Annotated in this window: 18 protein-coding genes; 7 read left to right on the forward strand and 11 right to left on the reverse strand. The window is 65.9% G+C overall.

The genetic code is table 11. The features are described 5' to 3' along the window. Positions 1 to 8: 8 nt before the first annotated feature. Genes C5H89_RS16030 through C5H89_RS16045 form a run of 4 tightly spaced genes read right to left on the reverse strand, consistent with a single transcriptional unit; the run spans position 9 to position 3,095 of the window. On the reverse strand, positions 9 to 1,073 hold the full coding sequence (locus C5H89_RS16030) for an ABC transporter ATP-binding protein (protein ID WP_205305071.1): 1,065 nt from the start codon (positions 1,071 to 1,073) through the stop codon (positions 9 to 11). Between the two features lie 56 nt (positions 1,074 to 1,129). Further along, positions 1,130 to 1,930: an ABC transporter permease gene (locus C5H89_RS16035; RefSeq protein WP_104107961.1), complete on the reverse strand. Its 801-nt coding sequence runs from the start codon at positions 1,928 to 1,930 to the stop codon at positions 1,130 to 1,132. After that, on the reverse strand, positions 1,927 to 2,703 hold the full coding sequence (gene modA, locus C5H89_RS16040; RefSeq protein WP_205305072.1) for a molybdate ABC transporter substrate-binding protein: 777 nt from the start codon (positions 2,701 to 2,703) through the stop codon (positions 1,927 to 1,929). The genes C5H89_RS16035 and modA overlap by 4 nt, the downstream gene beginning before the upstream one ends. Next, positions 2,700 to 3,095, reverse strand: a complete 396-nt coding sequence (locus C5H89_RS16045) for a TOBE domain-containing protein (protein WP_104107962.1) — start codon at positions 3,093 to 3,095, stop codon at positions 2,700 to 2,702. Before C5H89_RS16045 ends, modA begins: the two co-directional genes overlap by 4 nt. Positions 3,096 to 3,206: 111 nt before the next feature. On the opposite strand from C5H89_RS16045, the gene C5H89_RS16050 reads away from it, so the two are divergent. Further along, positions 3,207 to 3,755: a DUF4245 family protein gene (locus C5H89_RS16050; protein ID WP_104107963.1), complete on the forward strand. Its 549-nt coding sequence runs from the start codon at positions 3,207 to 3,209 to the stop codon at positions 3,753 to 3,755. A 7-nt stretch (positions 3,756 to 3,762) separates the two neighbouring features. Here C5H89_RS16050 and C5H89_RS16055 read toward each other — a convergent pair whose 3' ends face one another. Then, positions 3,763 to 3,981, reverse strand: coding sequence for an exodeoxyribonuclease VII small subunit (locus tag C5H89_RS16055; protein ID WP_101523743.1), 219 nt, complete (start codon positions 3,979 to 3,981; stop codon positions 3,763 to 3,765). Further along, entirely contained in the window at positions 3,974 to 5,293 is a 1,320-nt protein-coding gene (xseA, locus tag C5H89_RS16060) for an exodeoxyribonuclease VII large subunit (RefSeq protein ID WP_104107964.1), read from the reverse strand. Before xseA ends, C5H89_RS16055 begins: the two co-directional genes overlap by 8 nt. Positions 5,294 to 5,441: 148 nt before the next feature. Between xseA and C5H89_RS16065 the strand changes: the two genes are divergently transcribed. Together C5H89_RS16065 and C5H89_RS16070 are read left to right on the forward strand one after the other, a co-directional pair. Beyond that, positions 5,442 to 6,446, forward strand: coding sequence for a 4-hydroxy-3-methylbut-2-enyl diphosphate reductase (locus C5H89_RS16065; protein WP_104107965.1), 1,005 nt, complete (start codon positions 5,442 to 5,444; stop codon positions 6,444 to 6,446). Next, positions 6,446 to 7,069 (forward strand): L-threonylcarbamoyladenylate synthase, encoded by a 624-nt coding sequence (locus tag C5H89_RS16070; protein WP_104107966.1) that lies wholly within the window; start codon positions 6,446 to 6,448, stop codon positions 7,067 to 7,069. Before C5H89_RS16065 ends, C5H89_RS16070 begins: the two co-directional genes overlap by 1 nt. Here C5H89_RS16070 and C5H89_RS16075 read toward each other — a convergent pair. Genes C5H89_RS16075 through C5H89_RS19395 form a run of 4 tightly spaced genes read right to left on the reverse strand, consistent with a single transcriptional unit; the run spans position 7,015 to position 9,461 of the window. Then, the gene (locus tag C5H89_RS16075) at positions 7,015 to 7,518 is read right to left on the reverse strand and encodes a DUF6542 domain-containing protein (protein WP_205305073.1); all 504 of its coding nucleotides are present in this window, start codon (positions 7,516 to 7,518) and stop codon (positions 7,015 to 7,017) included. The two genes, C5H89_RS16070 and C5H89_RS16075, sit on opposite strands and share 55 nt — an antisense overlap. Before the next feature lie 23 nt (positions 7,519 to 7,541). After that, entirely contained in the window at positions 7,542 to 8,699 is a 1,158-nt protein-coding gene (locus tag C5H89_RS16080; protein ID WP_104108017.1) for a DNA recombination protein RmuC, read from the reverse strand. Positions 8,700 to 8,759: 60 nt separating this feature from the next. Then, positions 8,760 to 9,131 (reverse strand): VOC family protein, encoded by a 372-nt coding sequence (locus C5H89_RS16085; RefSeq protein ID WP_104107967.1) that lies wholly within the window; start codon positions 9,129 to 9,131, stop codon positions 8,760 to 8,762. Between the two features lie 39 nt (positions 9,132 to 9,170). Further along, positions 9,171 to 9,461, reverse strand: a complete 291-nt coding sequence (locus C5H89_RS19395) for an endonuclease/exonuclease/phosphatase family protein (RefSeq protein WP_240181909.1) — start codon at positions 9,459 to 9,461, stop codon at positions 9,171 to 9,173. Positions 9,462 to 9,464: 3 nt separating this feature from the next. On the opposite strand from C5H89_RS19395, the gene C5H89_RS16095 reads away from it, so the two are divergent. From C5H89_RS16095 to C5H89_RS18995, 3 genes are all read left to right on the forward strand, one after another. Then, positions 9,465 to 11,051, forward strand: a complete 1,587-nt coding sequence (locus C5H89_RS16095) for a recombinase family protein (RefSeq protein WP_162799418.1) — start codon at positions 9,465 to 9,467, stop codon at positions 11,049 to 11,051. A 1,982-nt stretch (positions 11,052 to 13,033) separates the two neighbouring features. Continuing rightward, entirely contained in the window at positions 13,034 to 14,188 is a 1,155-nt protein-coding gene (locus C5H89_RS16100; RefSeq protein WP_104107969.1) for a hypothetical protein, read from the forward strand. A gap of 443 nt (positions 14,189 to 14,631) precedes the next feature. Next, positions 14,632 to 15,384 (forward strand): hypothetical protein, encoded by a 753-nt coding sequence (locus C5H89_RS18995; RefSeq protein WP_162799419.1) that lies wholly within the window; start codon positions 14,632 to 14,634, stop codon positions 15,382 to 15,384. Between the two features lie 448 nt (positions 15,385 to 15,832). Here the strand turns inward: C5H89_RS18995 and C5H89_RS16105 are convergent, their stop codons facing one another. Then, positions 15,833 to 16,483, reverse strand: a complete 651-nt coding sequence (locus C5H89_RS16105; protein ID WP_104107970.1) for a hypothetical protein — start codon at positions 16,481 to 16,483, stop codon at positions 15,833 to 15,835. 106 nt (positions 16,484 to 16,589) lie between these two features. Here C5H89_RS16105 and C5H89_RS16110 point away from each other — a divergent pair, with 106 nt between their 5' ends. Further along, positions 16,590 to 20,195, forward strand: a complete 3,606-nt coding sequence (locus tag C5H89_RS16110) for an N-6 DNA methylase (RefSeq protein WP_162799420.1) — start codon at positions 16,590 to 16,592, stop codon at positions 20,193 to 20,195. The last annotated feature ends 2 nt before the right edge of the window (positions 20,196 to 20,197 follow it).

Here is a 20,197-nt window from a genome sequence, read left to right on the forward strand (position 1 = left end):
CGCGTATGTTATCGGTCGCCAGTGGGGGTGCCGTGACGCGACTGGCGCTCCTGGGACGGGTTCCCGGCGGTCGGCCCAGCGTCCTGCCCAGCGTCCGGCCCGACGTCCGGCCCGACGTCCGGCCCGGCGGGATACCGGCGTACGGCGGTGGCCTTGGCGCTGAGCCAGACCGGGCGCCCCGGGGCGAGGGCCAGCTCCCGGGCGGACTCCGGGGTGACGTCGGCCAGCAACGGCGGCGAGCTGGCGACCTGGACCCGCAGCGCGTCCCCGTGCGGGGTCAGGGTGCTGACCGCACCGTGCCAGCTCAGGCGCGCCGAGCCCTCGGGGCGGGCCAGGGAGACGGTGACCGCTGTCGGGCTGAAGGCCACCAGCTCGGTCCCGTCGCGCACCACGTTGATCCCCACCAGCCGGGCGACGTGCTCGGTTCGCGGCTCGGCGGCGACCTGGCGCGGCGTACCCGTCTGGGCGACGGTGCCGCCGTCGACGACCACGACCCGCGACGCCAGGGTCAGGGCGTCGAGGGCGTCGTGGGTGACCAGCAGCGTCACCCCGCTGAAGCCGGCGAGGTGCTCGGCCAGCTCGAGCCGCAGCGCGGCGGCCACCGTGACGTCGAGGCCGGCGAACGGCTCGTCGAGCAGCAGCAGCCGTGGCCGGCAGGCCAGCGCCCGGGCGATCGCGACGCGTTGGGCCTGGCCGCCGGAGAGCTGTCCGGGCCGCCGGCGGGCCAGCTCGGTCACGCCGAAGCGTTCCAGCCACTCGCGTGCCGTGGCGTCGGCGACCCGGCGCGGAACCCCCCGGGCACGCAGCCCGAAGGCGACGTTGTCGCACACGCTGAGGTGGGGGAACAGGGAGCGGTCCTGGAACACCATGCCGAGCTGGCGCGCCGGCACCGGCAGCGACGCCCAGTCCGTCCCGTCCACCACGACCTGGCCGGTCATCGGCACGAGCCCGGCGACCGCGTGCAGCAGGGTCGACTTGCCGGCCCCGTTGGGCCCGATCACCGCCACCACTTCGCCGGGCCCGGCCTGCAGACCCGCCGTGACGCGCCCCGGCACCACGACCTCGGCCAGCAACCCGGACGCCCCGCCTACTGGTCGCCCCGCTGGTGGTCCCGCTGGTGAGGGAGTGGTCACGGTCGCACCAGCCAGCGGTTGCGGAGCAGCGCCAGCACCGCCAGGGAGGCCGCGAGCAGCACCAGGCTCAGGGTGCGGGCCACCTCGACGTCGGCCTGGAGCTCGGCGTAGATCAGGGACGGCATCGTCTGGGTGGTGCCCGGATAGTTGCCGGCGAAGGTGATCGTCGCGCCGAACTCGCCCAGGGAACGGGCCCAGGCCAGTGCGGAGCCGGCCGCGATGCCGGGCAGCACCAGGGGCAGGGTGACTCGGCGGAAGGTGAGCAGGCGGGTCGCCCCCAGGGTGGCGGCCACCCGGTCGAGGTGATCCCCGCCGGTGCGCAGGCTGCCCTCGACCGAGAGGACGTAGAACGGCATCGCCACGAAGGTGTGGGCGATGACCACGGCCCAGGTCGTGTAGGGGATGGTGATCCCCAGGTCGCGTAGCGGGGCCCCTACCAGGCCGGTGCGGCCCAGCGCGCTGAGCAGGGCAACCCCCGCGACCACGGGCGGGAGCACCAGCGGCACGGTCACCAGGGCGCGCAGGACCGATCGCCCGGGGAACTCCACCCGGGCCAGCACCCAGGCCAGGGGAGTGCCCAGCACCAGGCAGGCCACCACGGTGGCGCCGCTGGCCACGGTGGTCAGCCAGAGCGCACGCAGCACCCGCTCGTCGCGCAGGTGCGCCCCGACGGCGTCCGCATCGGTGGACGCCACCAACGCCACCAGCGGTACGACGAGCAGCGCCACCGCGAGGGCGGCCGGGGCCAGCAGCACCACCGGCGGACGGCCCAGGCTCGACGTGCGCGAGGTGCTCATCTGTCCGGCTTGCTGCCCGGGTCGGTGAACCCTGCGTCGGTGAGCACCCGGCGGCCCTCAGGGCCCAGCACCAGCTCGAGGAACTCCCGCGCCAGGTCGGGCTCCTCGGCGCCAGCCAGCACGGCGACGAGGTAGTCGGTGGGCCGGCTCGCCCCTCCCGGCAGCTGGACGACCTCGATCCCATCCCCGGCAGCCACGGCGTCGCTGCGGTAGACCAGCCCGGCGTCCGCCTCGCCGCTGGTCACCCGGGCGAGCACGGCCTTGACGTCGACCTCCTGGCTGGCCGGGGCCGCGGCTACGTGGTTGAGACTCAGCACCTCCGCGGCGAGCGCGCCGCACGGTGCGGTCGGCACGCAGGTCACGAAGTCGACGTCCGGCTCCTCGAGGTCGGAGACGTCGTCGACGGCCTGATCGCCGGCCGGGGTGATCAGCACCAGGGTGTTGCGTGCCAGCAGTCGAGGGCTGTCCGCCACCCCGCCCGCGTCCTGCGCCAGGCTCATGGAGCGCTCGTCGGCGGTGGCCAGCACGTCGGCCGGGGCGCCCTCGGTCACCTGCTGTGCCAGGGTCGCGGAGGAGTCGAAGGCGAGCCTGACCTCCACGTCCGGGTGCGCCGCCTCGAAGGTGTCTCCCAGCCGGGTGAAGGTCTCGGTGAGCGAGGCGGCCGCGAGTACCGTGAGGCTGCGCTCGTCCGGCTCGCCCCCCTGGCCCAGGCCACACCCGCTGACCGTCAGCAGCAGGGCGGCGAGCGCGGGGAGCAGGAGTCGTGGTCTCACGGGACCTCGACGACGACGTTGGTCGACTTGACCGAGGCGATGGCCCGCACGCCCGGCTCGAGGCCGAGGTCGTCGGCCGCCTCGCTGCTCATCAGGGAGACCAGACGGTAGGGACCGCAGATCATCTCGACCTGGGCCATCACGGTGTCCCGCTTGACCCGCGTGACGATGCCGGGCAGGCGGTTGCGCGCGCTCACCGAGGCGGCCCGGGTCTGCTCCCGGTCCGGGGAGTCGGCCAGGGACTCGGCCAGCGCGGCCAGGTCGGTGCCCTCGATGACCTGGGGGCCGCTGCTCGCGAGGGTCGTCACGCGCCCGCCGTCGATCCAGCGACGCAGGGTGTCGTTGCTGACACCCAGGAGCGCTGCTGCCTCCGCAATTCGGTACGTCGTCACGCCGACAGTGTGACGCAGATGCGGAATCGCTGCCAGACCCGTGGCGAAATCCGGGCGGGGGCCGCTCGGGCCGCATCCTCCAGGTTGGGGCGGGCCTGAGAGGATTCCCGGGTGAGTGGGAAGCCGGCGCGTCACCAGACCTCCATGGCGGGGATGATCGGCGCGATGATCGTGCTCGTGGCGGCGGTCCTCGCCGTCGTGCTGCTGCGCGACCTGGGACGCGAGAGCGCGGAGACCAGCCCGGACGCGCTGGAGTGGGAGTCGGCGGTCGCCGGCGCCCAGGACACCGGCCTCGAGGTTGCCTACCCCGCCAGGCTGCCCGCGGGGTGGAAGGTCACCAGCGTCGAGCTGGAGCCCACTGATCCTCCGACATGGGCGATGGGCATGCTCACCGACACCGGCGCGTTCGTCGGACTCCGGCAGCAGGACGAGTCCGTCCGGGACCTGGTCGAGACCTACGTCGACGACGACGCGGAGGAGGGCGACCCGGTTCAGATCGGCGGGGACCTCGGCGGCACCTGGTCGACGTACACCGACGAGGGCGGGGACACCGCCTTCGTGCTGGAGCGCGGCGACGACGTGCTGCTGGTCTACGGCTCCGCGCCGCGCGAGGTCATCATCGACTTCGCCGAGCAGCTCACCGAGGCACCGCGGGACTGAGTCCCGGTCAGTCCTGGTCGTCGGCGCCGATCGCGGCGTCGAGGCGAGTGCGAGCCCCGTCCAGCCACTGCTGGCACATCTTGGCCAGCAGCTCGCCACGCTCCCACAGGGCGAGGGACTCCTCCAGGGTCGTGCCGCCCTGCTCCAGGGTGCGCACCACCTCGATCAGCTCTTCGCGGGCCTCCTCGTAGCTGAGGTCCTGGGTCGGTTCGGGGGCGTCAGGCATCGGGTGCTCCTGGTTGAGGGGTGTCGCCGGCGCCTGCGGTGTCGCCGGCGGTGTCGTTCGTGGTCTCGGTCCTGGTCTCGGTCGTGGTCTCGGTCGTGGTCTCGGTCGTGGTGGTGACGGCGTGCACTCGGCCGTCCGCGAGGCGCACGGCGAGCGGGTCGCCGGCCGACAGTGAGGCGACCGAGGTGAGCACGTGTCCGTGCGCGTCCTGCACCACGGCGTACCCGCGCTGCAGGGTGGCCAGGGGGGAGAGGGCGCGGGCGCGTGCCCGGCGGTGGTCGATGTCGTCCGCGGCGCGGTCGAGGCGGTGGGAGAACGTACGGCGGGCACGCTCGAGCAGGCCGTGCACCTCCTCGGCCCGGGTGTCGAGCAGGGTGCGGGGGTCGGCCAGCACCGGCCGGGACCGGAGCCCGTCGAGCCCGGACTGCTCACGCTCGATCCGGCCGAGTACCAGGGCGCGGATCCGCTGCTGGGCCCAGACCACCCCGTTGCGCTCCTCGGCCATGTCCGGCACCACCAGCTTGGCGGCATCGGTGGGGGTGGAGGCGCGGACGTCGGCGACCAGGTCGAGCAGCGGCTGGTCGGGCTCGTGCCCGATCGCCGAGACCACCGGGGTGCGCATCTTGTGCACCGCACGGATCACCGCCTCGTCACTGAACGGGAGCAGGTCCTCCACCGAGCCCCCGCCGCGCGCCACCACGACGACCTCGACCTCGGGGTCGCGCTCCAGCCGGTCCAGCGCCTCCAGCACCTCGGTCGCCGAGCGCTGGCCCTGCATCGCGGCATACACCACCTTGAAGCGCACCGCCGGCCACCGGCGGCGAGCGTTCTCCAGCACGTCCCGCTCCGCCGCGGAGTTGGGGGCGGTCACCAGTCCGACCAGGCCCGGCAGGAAGGGCAGGGGGCGCTTGAGCTCCGGCGCGAACAGGCCTTCCGCGGCGAGCAGCTGACGCCGTCGCTCCAGCCGGGCGAGCAGCTCGCCAAGACCGACCATCCGGATGCTGCGCACGGACAGCGACAGCGACCCGCGGTTGGCGTAGTAGCTCGGCTTGGCGTGCACCACCACGCTCGCGCCCTCGACCAGCGGCGGGTTGAGGGAGTCGAACAGCGTGCGGGAGCAGGTCAGCGGCACCGAGATGTCGGCGACGGAGTCGCGCAGGGTCATGAAGACCGTCTGCACCCCCGGCCGGCGGCTGACCTGCGCGATCTGCCCCTCCACCCAGATCGCGCCCAGCCGGTCGATCCATCCGGAGATGGCATTGGCGATCTGCCGGACCGGCGCCGGGGAGTCGGAGGAGGTCTCGAGGGCCACGGCGGTGAGCCTAGGTCACGCCACCGACGGCCTGCGGAAACCCCGCCTAGGCGGGGTTCCCTACGGTTAGTGGGGGTTGCATGCCCCCCTAACCCGCAGGAACCCCGCCTGAGCGGGGATTCATGCGGCGCCCCCTACACTCGGGGCCATGAGCACCGACCTGGGCACTCCGTCCTTCCTCACCCCGACGGAGGCGGAGAAGGCGGTCCTTCTCGCTGCGCCGCGCGGCTACTGCGCCGGCGTCGACCGCGCGGTCATCACGGTGGAGAAGGCCCTGGACCTGTACGGCGCCCCGGTGTACGTCCGCAAGCAGATCGTGCACAACAAGCACGTGGTGGCCAACCTGGAGTCCCGGGGTGCCATCTTCGTGGAGGAGCTCGACGAGGTCCCGCAGGGGGAGACGGTTGTCTTCTCCGCGCACGGCGTCTCCCCGGAGGTGCACCGGCAGGCGGAGGAGCGGGCGCTGAAGACGATCGACGCGACCTGCCCTCTGGTGACCAAGGTGCACCACGAGGCGAAGCGGTTCGCCGCGGACGACTACGACATCCTGCTGATCGGGCACGAGGGGCACGAGGAGGTCGAGGGCACCGCGGGCGAGGCTCCCGAGCACATCCAGCTCGTCCAGTCGCCCGCCGACGTGCCCGGCATCGTGGTGCGTGACCCCGCCCGCGTTGCGTGGCTCTCCCAGACCACGCTCTCGGTCGACGAGACCCTGGAGACGGTGGCCGCGATCCGGGAGCGCTTCCCGCTACTGCTCGACCCGCCCTCGGACGACATCTGCTACGCGACCCAGAACCGCCAGCTGGCGGTCAAGGAGATCGCGACCGACGCCGACCTGGTGATCGTGGTCGGCTCGGGCAACTCCTCCAACTCGGTGCGTCTGGTCGAGGTCGCCCTGGAAGCGGGCGCGAAGACGTCGTACCGGGTGGACGACGCCTCCGAGATCGACGAGGCCTGGCTCGAGGGCGTCCAGAAGGTCTCGGTGACCTCGGGTGCCTCGGTGCCCGAGGACCTGGTCGACGGAGTGCTGGCCTTTCTGGCCGAGCGGGGCTTCCCGGACGCCAAGGCCGTGCACTCTGCGGAGGAGTCGCTCATCTTCGCCCTGCCGCCGGAGCTGCGTCGGGACCTGCGGAAGGCGCAGCAGGGATCCTGATGGCACGCTTCCTCGACGTTCATCCGGAGAACCCGCAGGCTCGTACCATCGGGCAGATCGTGGCTGCGCTGCGCGACGACGCGTTGATCGCCTACCCGACCGACTCCGGCTACGCGTTGGGATGCCAGCTCGGCAACCGTGAGGGCCGCGACCGGATCCTGCGACTGCGCGAGCTGGACGAGCGCCACGACTTCACCCTGATGTGCAAGGACTTCGCGCAGCTGGGGCAGTTCGTCAAGCTGGACAACACGGCGTTCCGCGCCATCAAGGCAGCCACCCCGGGGCCGTACACGTTCATCCTCCCGGCCACCAGCGAGGTGCCGCGTCGGCTGATGCACGCCAAGAAGAAGACGGTGGGAGTCCGGATCACCGACCATCCGGTCGCCTGCGCCATCCTGCAGGAGCTCGGAGAGCCGATGCTGACGAGCACCTTGATGCTCCCCGGCGAGGACACCGCCCGCACGCAGGGCTGGGAGATCAAGGAAGAGCTCGACCACCAGATCGACATCGTCGTGGAGGCGGGGGAGACCAGCGCCGAACCGACCACGGTGGTGGACTGGTCCCAGGGCTATCCCGAGGTGCTTCGGGTAGGTGCCGGAGACCCGTCCAGGTTCGAGTCCTGAGCCGTCGGCACCGCGGGTGACGCGGTGCCGGCAGGCAGCGAGCGCCCGGGTACGACGGCCAGCAGGCGGCGCCGGTACTCCAGGGTGAGCAGGCACAGGACGTAGCCGACGAACAGTGCGGTGCTGTGGTGCGCCAGCCCGCTCACCACGGCCTGGACGATGCCGTCGCGGGGGTCAGCGATCGCACCGGGCATGATGGCGCCGACCAGTGCGAACACCACGATCATCAGCGGGGGCGGGAGCAACGCCACCGTGAAGAAGCCGCCCGGCGCGATCCGGGACGCCAGCACCAGGCACAGGGTGATGAAGCAGAGGTCGAAGAACAGGCTCAGTCGCTCGCCCATGGCCACGTCCAGTGCAACGGCGCTGAGCGTGACGGCGACGCCGAGGGCCACCACCTGGCGCTCGGACTCGGTTCGGTGCAGCCACGGCACCCGGACCTGGGTCACGAGCGTCAACCTACCGAGGTGAGTCATGCGCCTTCGGCGCGGCGCGCCGGGTCCGGTTGCCGGCGTACGGTCCCGGTGGGGTTGCTCAGCCGCTCCAGCCCGGGGAACGGGTCCGGCTCGTCCAGCGCTGCTAGTTCCGGAGCGGCCATCTCCCGTGCGGTCAGCTCGACCTGCGAGACCTCGGGGAGGCTGCTGTCAGTCACGCCCAGGGACTCGAACCGGCGCGCGGTGACCAGCACCCGCCCCTCCAGGGAGCCGACCGCCTGGTTGTAGGCCTTCACCGCGTTGGTGAGCCCCCGGCCCACCTGGGAGAAGTGGTCGCTCATGGTGCCCAGGCGGTCATACAGCTCCCGGCCAAGTCGGCGCACCTCCTCGACCTGCGAGGCCAGCGTCTCGTGGCTCCACCCGTGCGCGACGGTGCGCAGCAGGGCGATCAACGTGGTCGGCGTGGCCAGGATGACGCGCCGCTCCGCGGCGTACTCCAGGAGGTCGTGCTGGGTGTCGAGCGCGGCCGAGAGGAACGCCTCGGCCGGGACGAACATCACCACGAACTCCGGGGTCTCGGGCAGCGACTTCCAGTAGGCCTTCTCGCTGAGCATGTTCACGTGGGTGCGCAGCTGCCGCGCGTGCCGGGTCTGGTGGGCCTCGCGGGCCTCGTCGTCGGAGGCAGCCGTCGCGTCCAGGAAGGCGTCGAGAGGGACCTTGGCGTCGACGACGATCTGCCGCCCGCCCGACAGGTGGACGACGAGGTCCGGACGGAGCGCACCGTCGGCCATGCTGGCCTGCTCGGTGAAGTCGCACCGGTCCACGAGACCTGCGAGCTCCACCGCGCGGCGCAGGTGCATCTCGCCCCAGCGGCCACGGACCTGCGGCTTACGCAGTGCCGTGGACAGCGATGCGGTCTCACGGCGCAGCGACTCGGTGCTCAGCCGCATGCCCTGGACCTGCGCGTTGAACTCGCCCTGCCAGGTGGCGCGGTCGTGGTGAAGGTCGCGCAGCTGGTCGGCGAGCCGCTCAAGCCCCTCTCTGACCACGGCCTGGTCGGCTGCCCGGATCTCGGCCGTGGCCAGGACCTGCTCCTGGGGACCGCGAGCGCGAGCCCACAGCCAGCCGATCAACCCGCCCAGACCGAGCCCGAGCAGCAGGCCGAGCACCAATGTCAGGACCGTCGTGATCTCCATGGAGGCCATGATGGCTGCCGCCACCGACAGGACGGCGGCGGTGACGGCTCGACCCGCGAGTCAGACCCGATCCGCGCCATCCGGCTGCCACAGCTGGACAGGGTTTCCCTCTGGGTCCCTCAGGTCGGCGAAACGGCCGTTGGGGTAGTCGGCCTGGTCCACCGAGACCTCGATGCCGGCGGCGCGCAGCTGGGCCACCATCGCGTCCAGGTCGCGCACCCGGAAGTTGACCGCCCACGACCGGTCGTGGAAGTGGCCGGAGTCGGTCGGCATCGGTGCGAAGACGGTGGGACCGGCCTCCTGGCGCCAGGAGGAGTGCTCGTAGGTCGGCGGGGGGTGGTCGACACCGAGATGGTCGGCATACCAGCTGGCCAACGCGCCGGGATCCTGGGCGCTGACGAACAGACCGCCGATCCCGGTCACGCGCTCCATCCCTCGACCCTAGCCCCGGTGTCCAGGGCTGGGGCGGCGTCAGCCGGAGAGGTCGGCGATCACCGGCGCATGGTCCGAGGCGCCGGTGCCGGCGCGCTCCTCGCGGTCGATGAAGGCGTTGCTCACCCGGGCGGCCAGCGAGGGTGAGCCCAGGATGAAGTCGATGCGCAGCCCTCGGTTGCGCTCGAAGCGCTGCCGGTAGTAGTCCCAGTAGCGGAACAGAGCCCAAGAGTTCCGGAACAGAACGTTCGTAGGCTCTGCCTCGTGACTGGGACCAGAACAGGACCGTAGGCAGGGCGCGCTGTGCGTGCCCTCGACAGGGAGGGGCATCGCATGGCACACAACATGGCAAGTACGGAGGGCACTAGGGCAGGCGTGTACGCCCGGATCAGCCTTGACGTGGGTGGTCAGGCCCTTGGGGTTGCCCGTCAGGAAGCCGACTGCAGACGCAAGGCTGAGGCTCTGGGATGGTTCGTGACGGACGTTTATGTAGACAACGACGTGAGCGCATCAAAGAACGTGTCGCGCCCCCAGTACATGCGGCTTCTGGCCGACCTTGAGGCTGGCCGGATCAACGCCGTGGTGGTCTACGACCTAGACCGTCTCACTCGGAAGCCTGCCGAACTAGAGACCTTCATTGACCTGTCAGACCGGCTGAGTATCGCCCTGGCGAACGTCGCTGGCGACGTGGACCTTTCCACTGCCTCGGGGCGAATGGTGGCCCGCATAAAAGGGGCTGTGGCGAGACAGGAGGCCGACCGGATCGGGGAGCGCGTCAAGCGTCAGAAGGCTCAGCGGCTTGAGGCTGGGATGCCTCCCGGCTCTCGATACCGGACCTTTGGCTACACCCGGGCCTGGGACGTCATAGAAGGGGAGGCCGTCATCGTCCGTGAGGTCTTTGAGCGGGTGGCCCGTGGCGAGTCCGTCAATGCCGTGACCAATGACCTGGTTGCCCGTGGCATACGCCGTGTTTCTGGGGACGTATGGCGCTACCAAGCAACGACCCGAATGCTTGAGAGCTCCATCTACGCGGGGCGATTGTCTTACAAGGGGCAGGACGCTGGACCGTCCCGGGTTCCGACCCTTGTCTCTGAGGCACTTTTCCATGCATGTCAGGGGCGTGAGCGCAAGGCGGCCTGGAACACCCGTAGTGGTCTGCTCTCCGGTATCGCGGTTTGCGGGGCCTGTCATACCCCGATGAACAGGGATGGCCAGGGCTATCGCTGTGCGCCGATTCAGGGTGGATGCGGCAGGGTCCGCATCAAGGCCGTGTGGCTAGACGACGCTGTCGAGGCAGCGGTCTGGTTTCTGATGACCTGGAAGCGCCAGAGCGCCAGCGCTGCAGTCGTCGGCGACGCGACTGCGAGCCTATCGTCTGCCGTTGAGGAGATTGACCGGAAGATCGCTGAGGTGCAGGAGGCCAGTACCTCGGGTGCTCTGGATCTGGCTGATGCCCTTCCTATGTTCAAGTCCCTGAGGGCTCAACGGGCTAAGGCCCTTGGGGCTGCTGAGGCCGCGATTGCTGATGACGAAACGTGGAAGCACGTCGAGGACTATGCGGGTGCCGACTTGTCGGCCAAGCGCACAGTCATCCGCCAGCACGTCACAGCCGTGCTTGTGGCTCCCACAACCAAGCCGGGGCGAAACACGTATGAACCTGATCGCATTCGCGTGGTCACCCCCTACGAGGGCAGAGAGTTCAGTGGCCGCGACTGCGACTCGCTGGGTGACATGCGAGACATGGCCATGGCTCTTCCCGTGGGTGCTTTCGACAGGATCGAAATTGGCTGGGGTGAGGCCGACGCCGGGACTGTCGTCAAAGGGCAGGGAGTCGCTCAGGGCCTCCCGCCGGAGGTCGAGGGCATGAGCGGACTGATCGTGTCCGAGGGTGTTCTGAGTGCCCTTGAGGACGTTGCCTGATGCCCTGCGGGGCAAATTGAATGACGCCATAGGGGAGTGATGAGACCTGGGATTTCCGTGGTGTCTAGGAGGTCACGAGCAGATAGGTGAAAACAAACCCCCGATTGGAGGTTGTCCAACAGGAACCAGCGCTGGCAAGCCGGGCCTCGCCCTGTCGGGTGCTCCGGCCGCTCAGTAATCTACAGCCGGAGCGACGTAGAAGCCTTTGAGGCGCAGCACGACATGACCAGGCTGGGATGGGGCTGGCGACGAAGTCCCGTCGAGGGCAACGCATTGGTCCCTACCGCGTCACCGACCAAGTCGGCGCCTGCCGTAACGACGAGCTCCCTGTGGCTCGCTTGGTCCTTTGCTGACAAACACGAGCGCCGGTTGACCGAGGCGAAGTTTGATCAGCATCGGCCTCAGGCGAGGGTTTCAATGAAGATCATGTGGACTCGCTCCTTTCGGCTATCGGGGCAGAGGACTACCCCAAGGGCCCTCGGGCTCTTGCTGGCGTCCTTCGCGACCGAGGACGGCACCGGGATACGAACCAGCACAAAGCACTTTCCTCAATGCTTGGCGTGTCCGAACACACTGTCATTAAGCGCCTAGCCATCCTGAACGGCGATGGGTTGCTCACGATTGCAATGATCGCGTGCAATGAGTCCGACGGACTTTCAATGCCAAAGCGCACATAAGAGGAGACACATGCTCGATGCCATGTCCAGGATGTAATCGTTTCATTCAGCGCATTGGAAGTGGGTTGGACTACGCATTGGGAGTGACGGGTTACGGAACGCATGAGTGATAGAACTGAGGTAGCAGCCAACAGCCAAGGAGGCCGGGGTTTTCTTATATCCGAAGAAGGAGGGCAGATGAGCGTAAAGCCTGCTAGTGCAGTCACACAGGTGGGTTGCGGGTGCAGCGAATGCAGAGCACTTGGTCCTGATGGTGAATGCCGCATTGCACAGAGTTACAAAAGTTCCGCACTGGTCCGGCTACCAGCTGGACCCAAAGCGTCCGAGGCGCAGACTGATTACATTGCGGGACTGGCGCGGAAGTTACCCAAGACTGAGGCGTCCACGCTCATTGAGCAGTTGAAGCAACAGGCGGCTAAGGGTGACAGCCTCTAGTCCCGAAGGGCATCTTCTTGAACAGGGCGACTACGACGGTGACGATTTCACCGATATGTGGCTGAGTGAAATGAAGGCCCTCAGGCTCACGAGTCCGCTCGATGAGAAGGCTCGGGACGCTGCCATTGCCTACTTCGATAGCAGGCCCCAAAGTATCAGCGGCTGCGCCAGACGACTCGGGGTCAAGCGTGAGACGGCTCTGCGGCGACTCCAAGCCGCCGACAGGAAGGGGTGGGTTTGTCTGTATGACGCCCCGATGCCAGCGCGGGAAGCGACCTTGGCCCGTGTCGTGGGTCGCAATGTGTTCTGGCCCGAGGGTCTGCCCAATTGGAATGGGGACACGTCAACGCCGGTGTTTTGACGTAACACAAAAATCGGGCACATATATAAGAGTTATGCACACCTGAGGCAGCGAAGCGAACCGAACGGTGTCATATTCGAGCCCACCTGAAATATGACTCTAAGGCTTCGATAACTAGCGCCCACTGCTATGACGGCGCGCCCCTCCGGTTCGCCAGTCGGTCAGTAATTGCTGCCAATCGACCTTTGGTCTAAGTCGCCGGAGCACAATGAAAGAAATAGAGGGCTGAGACGGACCTAACGGTCCGCCCGACCTATTTCGTAAGGAACTTCATGTGCTCCGAGGCGCCCCGCCAGGGGCGCTCATCTACACCTCTGAACAAAGGTGTCTGTTGGGGGCTTGGGGCTGGCGCCCAGCCCCATCTCTATCTCCGGCGTATGAGAGCCGTAGAGGTATTGACCAGTGTCGACCGCCCTGCCAGTCCGGCGTGGCGGTACTCACTGAGCAATTACCGAACCACTAGGAAGGCCCGTCAACAGGGCGGGCCTGTACGTATTAAGGAGCAAAGAATGAGTCACACGAGGATCCAGCGCGTCATCACGACCGCCGAGCAGAAGATCAACCAGGACGCGGCGATCGTCATGTCCGAACTAACTAAGACCTCCGAGGCTCTCCCGGAGCTCCGTGAGAAGGTCGCTGACCTCAAGGACGATCTCTCCGCTGAGGCTGACGTCAAGGTACGCCTCAAGCGCGGGGAAGATGTCCCAGCAATCGACCTTGTCCTTGCCAGGGCAGAGGACGAGATTGCCGAGTACCGACTGACCACGACGGAGGCTCGCATTGACGCACTTGAGAGCCGCCTCCCGGCGCCGAGCACAGTCCTAGCGGACAGGATCGCTCCCGCGTTCAAGTCGGTCATCCCTGGAGTGGAGCTGATCACTACCGTGGCCCCCCTCAAGACCTGGCGCAGTAACGTCCCAGAGGGCACAACGGCTGTGATCCTGTGTGTCGCTCCCAAGGTGGAGCGCGACCCGTTCCGTCAGACATTCTCGGGCACTGTGGAGGCCTACTACATCAGGTCCGGCCTCATGCGACCGATCAGCGTTGCCAGTCTTGAAGCCGCGCACCGGAACGGGAAGGTCACCTGTTCAATGTCGGTCTCGAACAACCGCGTCGGGGACGAAGGCGGTTGGGCAACTCTTGCTGGTGACACGACCGGCAACCAGACCGACGTCAACGCCCTCGTGTTTGATCACCTGACAGTCAAGGTCTCCGGCGTCCTTGACGGACTCCCCGTCATCCGTGAGCCCAAGGCCAACAGCGGCCTTCCCAAGACGTGGGTCATGAACGTCCTCTCGGGCTTCACGGTCCCCGGGAGCATTGCGACCGCTGGCGTCTCCGACAGGCCGAAGAGTGACCATGAGGCATTCGCACTTGCCTATGGTGTGGGGTCAACTGCTCGGTCTGCTCATCCGAAGGTGACCGAGGAGATTGAGGGCAATGAGCGCACCCTAACGGTCCGCCACAAGATCAACCTCGTCAACATTGAACCCATGGGCTTCGCGGACCAACTGCAGGAGTGCGGCGACGGCTACGTGGGCGGCTCCTATGTCGGAATGGGCGTATTAACCTCCGTGTCGGTTGAGCCGAGTAGTTCGGGCAGTGTCCTGAACGGGAACAACGTTGTTGCCGTCGTGACGGTCTTCGCGAGCGCTATCGAGTAAGGCTCTATGCGGCTCTAGACGCGCACTAGTGCCAGGCTGGGGGATTCCCCTGGCTAAGGCTGTGCGCGTCTTGGAGGCCTCGCCACGGGTCTCCTAGCACGTCTATGCATTCCCTTATCCGGGCACCTTATTCAACGAGGGTGGTTCCCGTATGTAAACCATTCAATAGAGGAGACATTAATGACAGCAATCACCCCTAGCAGGGTTCCTAGCAACCACCTAGCGCTGACTGCGCGTCACCGCATCGCCATTGAGGAAGGCGTCCGGCGTAACCGCCTGACTGAGCCGCCGATTACACACCTGCATACTCGCGGACTCGTGGTCGCACCGGTCAAGACGTATAGACACTCAGGCGGTGCTTGGTCGCTGCGCTCCCGGCCCGATGGAAGTGGTCTGGGCAAGCGTGCCCACCACATCGTCAATTCTGAGTCGAGGGCCGCGTAGTGGCTGGACGGGGCAATTTCCGCGACATGGTCGGCTATAGAACCCAGAACGCGCGCGTCGTCACGCGCTCTGGAAATACAGGCGGGGGTGCAACTCGCTGGGTGCTTGAGTGCGACTGCGGCAAGACCTTTGAGGCGGCGGGCAGCGACATTCGTCGTCGGCCTAACATGACCTGCAGAAAGGGGCACCAAGATCGAATGATGCTTAGGCAGACATTCGGCGGTCTGATCGTGACGGGCCTCGACACGGAAAATGACGGCAATGTGTTTGTGGATTGCACCTGTGGCCGTACTGGCGTGAGTGTCAGGGCGCAGGGGGTCCGCTACGGCATGCGCCGCTCCTGCGGCTGTCTCAACCGTGAGCAGGCGTCCGCAATGGGAGCCAGTACCAACAAGGGGAAGACTGGTGCGCTGCACCCGTCCTACGGGATCAAGAAAGAAGTTCATCACAATTGGAAGGGCGACACGGTTTCGTACTCCGGTGCCCATTCGCGGCTCAAACGCTGGCAGGGGGCCGCGAAGAAGTACCCGTGTTTCAACTGTGGCAATCAGGCCAAAGACTGGGCATTCAGCAACGCTTGCCCCGATGCCCGAGTTCAGATGGGTGGCGATGGTGACGGAATGGCTTTCTGCACGCACGCCGAATGCTACGAGCCTGCGTGCCGCAACTGTCACAGTGCAATCATTGATAGCAACAATCTAATGGTCATTTCGATTGGGGATTACAAGATGCTCGCTCCGAGGGCTGCCTAGTGGGTAGGCGTGGACCAGCACCCAAATTCCCCGTCGAGGTCGGAATGGAGTTCGGCCTATGGGAGGTGACCGACGTAATGTCCAATGGCGTCATCCAGGTTGTATGTGAATGTAGCGAGACGCGCTTTGTAGAGGCACGCGACCTTAGGCGAGGGCGCACCCGTTCATGCGGAGCGCACAAGGGCCACCCTGCACTAATCGAGGATGAGACATCCTGACCATGCCCTAATTTTTGGCAGGTCACTCCGCAATTGGAAACGGTTTGCTAGCAATAAGTACCCCCACCCATCTCGGGTGGGGGCCTTATTGGGTTCGAGGTCGAGTACGGCAATAAGCGTGGATATACCCTATTTATGGGGCGTAATGCGCCCAGCTATCAACTGCCGATCCCGGAGGGTGAGGCGAAGGGGGTCATACCCCCAGTCATCCCTCTGAAACGCCAACACGCTCACGGCAGTTGTTCTAGAGCCTGACTACTGTTCCGGATGAAAGAGTCCGAGTCCCCAGTCAATTCCTCCCGAACCAAATTTATCAACCGGGTGTTGATTAGCGCCATGTCGTCCGCGAAATCTACGAGGGTGGGGGATGCGGTCGCAAAGTCTTGGGCGGTACGCAGGTTGTTGACGGTTGTCGTTAGCACCGGCTTGAATCCTTGGCGGATCTCGTCGAGCATCGCCATGGAATGAACATAAAACCGCTGGCTTGCGATTACTGCAACCTGCGTTACTGCTTGCGGAAGGTCGGACTCCTTTCGCTTCGAGAACATCAGCACGGCCCCGCGTGTTTCCGTAGCGAGCGGGGCCAGTAGGTCCTGGTGCTCGCCGTCTGCCCACGTGACGGTGGTCTTCGCGTCGATGGCGAGGCGAGTAAGGTCGCTGACGACATCCACGAGTGCCGTCATTCGCGTCAGTCTTTCATTACGCCAATGATCCTCAATGCTGGCGCGACGCGCGTCCGCGTGGGCGTTCCGCTCGGCGGCCCAGTCCTGCTCGCGTTGAGCAGCGTCCTGCTTGCGCCGTTTGCTCTCGGCAACGTTCGTGATGATGAGTGTCACGAGCACGGGTACGACCGCGACGATAAGGGTCTGCCACCAGTTCATTGCGCCACTGTGCCGCACCGGACGGGGATGCCCGCCGTTGTGGTCAAAACCGACGAGTCTGCGACGAAGACACGTCTACGCCTGTGGTCGTCGGTACGGTGAGCCCGTGACTACAGATGCGCGCGCGGACCTCATGGACCGATTGGTGAACAAGTCTGGTGGCGTGCGCTCTGAGGCGACCATCCAAAGCGATGTTCGGATGCTCCTGCTCGACAGCGACTTGGGTCTCGCGGACGTCCAACTTGAGGCTCAGGTCGGGGAGCAGCACCGGCGCATTGACGTTGAGGTCGGCTGCACCGTCATTGAGGTCAAGCGGTCATTGAGCAGCGAGACCGCCGTTGCGGCGGCCCGCGGTCAGCTGGCTGGCTACGTCGTGACACGCCAATCCGAGATGGGTCAGCGATACGTCGGCATCTTGACGGACGGGGCGCTGTGGATCGCCTTCCATGAGGTGGATGGGGAACTGGTTGAGGCCACCCGCCACGCGGCGGGTGCCGGTGCGTCGGGGCTGCAACCCCTTGTGACCTGGCTGGAAGGTGTGCTGGCGACGAAGACCTCTGTGCGTCCGACGCCGGATGAGATTCACGATCGGCTGGGGGCGTCTAGCTCGAGTCACGCCCTCGACTTCGCAACGCTCAAGGCGCTGTACGAAGATCACGGGAACGAGCCGACCGTGATGCTCAAGCGGGAACTCTGGGCCAACCTGCTCAAGTCGGCATTGGGTACGCAATTCACCGACGACGACGACCTCTTCCTTGAGCACACGTTGCTGGTCAACTCAGCAGAAATCATTGCTCACCTTGTCTTGGGTGTGGATACGTCACTGCTGTCCCCGACCACGCTGCTGGCGGGGGACCAGTTCACGGCTGCTGGTCTCTATGGCGTTGTCGACCGTGACTTCTTCGACTGGGTTCTCGAGGTTCCTGGGGGCGACGGGTTCATTAAGGCGCTTGCTCGACGTCTGTCTCGGTTCGACTGGTCGGCAGTCGAGCACGATGTGTTGAAGGTTCTCTATGAGTCGGTCATCACGGCGGAGGTCCGCAAAAGCCTGGGGGAGTACTACACCCCTGATTGGCTGGCGAACCGCGTGGTCCAAGAGGTTGTGACGGACCCCCTCAACCAGCGGGTCCTAGACCCATCCTGCGGCTCAGGGACGTTCGTGTTCTACGGCGTTCGCCGGTTCCTTGAGGCGGCAGACGCGGCGGGATTGTCGCTTGCGGATTCAATGAGTCTCGTCAGCTCGCGGGTGATGGGGATTGACCTGCACCCCGTGGCCGTCGCATTGGCGCGGGTCACCTACTTGCTCGCGATTGGACGAGAGCGTCTGACTGCTCAGGATCGCGGGACCCTTTCGGTGCCCGTCTACCTAGGGGACTCTCTCGGCTGGCAGCAAGCCGAGGACATTCTCTCTGTGGACATGCTCGTCATTCCAACAGAGGTCGGTGATCAACTGTTCTCAGAGCCACTGCGCTTTCCTGACGAGTTGTTGCAGGATGCGGCGCGGTTCGACCGCATCGTCGAGACCCTGGTGGAGGAGTCTGGCCGTGCGAAGGGCACAGGAACCACGGGCCTCAGTTCCGGCGCAGCGCGGCGACTAGGGCTCACCGAGGAGGACCTTCTGTTGCTTGATGAGAACTTCCGGCGACTCAAGCAACTGCATGAGGACAATCGAGACCACATCTGGTCCTACTACGTGCGAAATGTCTCGCGGCCCACCTGGCTCAGCCGCGTTGAGAACCGCGTTGATGTGCTAGTCGGTAACCCTCCGTGGCTCTCGTACCGCCACATGACGGGCGAAATGCAGCGTAAGTTCAAGGCACTCTCGCGCGCCCGTGGCTTCTGGCGTCGAGAGAACACCGCTACGCATCAGGACCTAGCAGGACTATTTGTCGCTCGTGCAGTCGAGCGCTACCTGAAGGCAGGGGGGCGCTTGGGGTTCGTCGTGCCGAACTCGGTCGTTGACCGGGACTACTGGGGTGGCTTCCGTCGCGGACGCTTTGACGCTGCTGGAGTGCGTTTCGATACGCCCTGGGATCTTCGGCGGGTACGTCCGCACATGTTCCCTCGGGGGTCTGCGGTCATCTTTGGGGAACGCTCGACCGAAGCACGTGAGATGCCCCGCTCGGCGGTCGTGTGGAAGGGGCGCGTGCCAAGGCGTCACGCTGCGTCCGACTATGCGCCCGGACTTACCCAAGAGTTGCAGGCGTTGCGCATCGTCAGCGACGAAGACGAGTTGTCCCCGTACCACACACGGTTCGCCCAAGGGGCGATCCTCGTCCCACGCATGCTCATGCGGGTCCAAGAGGTCACCAGTGGCGCACTAGGCGTTGCTGGTGGCATGACGTCGATCAAGTCGGCTCGTTCTGTGTCAGAGAAGAAGCCATGGAAGCCATTGCCCGACGTGACAGGCACGGTCGAACGACAGTTCCTCTATCCCACCTACCTCGGTGAACATGTTCTGCCGTTTCGCACTTTGACCCCGGACACCTTCGTCATCCCCATCACCGGAGCTGGTGACGTGATGGGAGGCGATCACTCGAAGATCGATGGGTACCCGGGGCTCGCTGCTTGGGTTAGGAACGCCGAAAGCATCTGGAATGCCCACGGCACTGGCAACCTGACGCTCATTGAACAGATCGACTACATGGGCAAACTGTCCCAACAAGTTCCGATCGCTCCTAGGCGTGTGGTTTACGCCACTTCGGGCATGCACATCGCGGCCGCTATGATCGAGGACCCTCAGGCGATCATCGACTCGAAACTCTATTGGGCCACCGTCGCCACTCAGGCCGAGGGCTATTACCTAACAGCGGTGCTGAACGCACCGATCGCGACCGTCCTTGTGCGACCGCTGATGTCGTATGGCAAAGACGAGCGAGACATCCACAAGCACGTCTGGAAACTGCCTATTCCGTTGTTCGATCCGACCGACCCAGTTCACGCTGAGATTGAGGAGATTGGGAAGTCTTTGACGGAGCAGGTCGCGGACCTGCACTTCGATTCCAGCAACTTTGTAACCCAGCGACGGGTAGTGCGTGGGCTGGTTTCCCAGCGACAGCGGCTAGATGAGCTCGTTGCTGAACTTCTGGGGGAACCCCCGCTGGGGGAGCGGGGCGAACTGCCCCCCGCTGGCCTAATCCGTCTCACGTCATCCCCACTGTCCATTGACTCTGCAGACATTGAGATTGACCTTGACATTGAGTTTGACCATGCCCGGCAGGTGTACCTGTGGGGTTATCTGGTTTCGCAGTCAGGGCCGGACGAGCCGACCTATCACTCAGTCGGAAACCCGGAGGCTGGCCTCAACGCCATATCGCTTGCACGCCAATTCAAGGACGAGTTGAGCGCTCTCGTGCAGCAGGCCAACGACGCCGGTCGATCAGTGCGGCTCTATCACTACGGCCACGTTGAGCCGACTCACCTCGCCAACCTGCTGGGAAGCGACGCGGCTCCGCTCCTGACGATTGCCACGGACCTGCTCAGTGTCGTGCGCGACAACTACTTCTCAGGTCTTGGGTACTCCCTCAAGCGCCTCGCGCCGCTGGCGGACTTCCAGTGGTCTGCGGACGGCATGACTGGTGCTGACACCTACGACCTCATTGCTCGGGCTCGTAATGGCGATGACGGTGCTTGGGACACATTGCTTCGCTACAACGAAGACGACACGAGGGCCACCAAGGCGCTTCGGGACCACCTGCGGGCTCAGGCGTAGAG

Source organism: Nocardioides sp. 616 (assembly GCF_002930065.1).
GTDB classification, from domain to species: domain Bacteria; phylum Actinomycetota; class Actinomycetes; order Propionibacteriales; family Nocardioidaceae; genus Nocardioides; species Nocardioides houyundeii.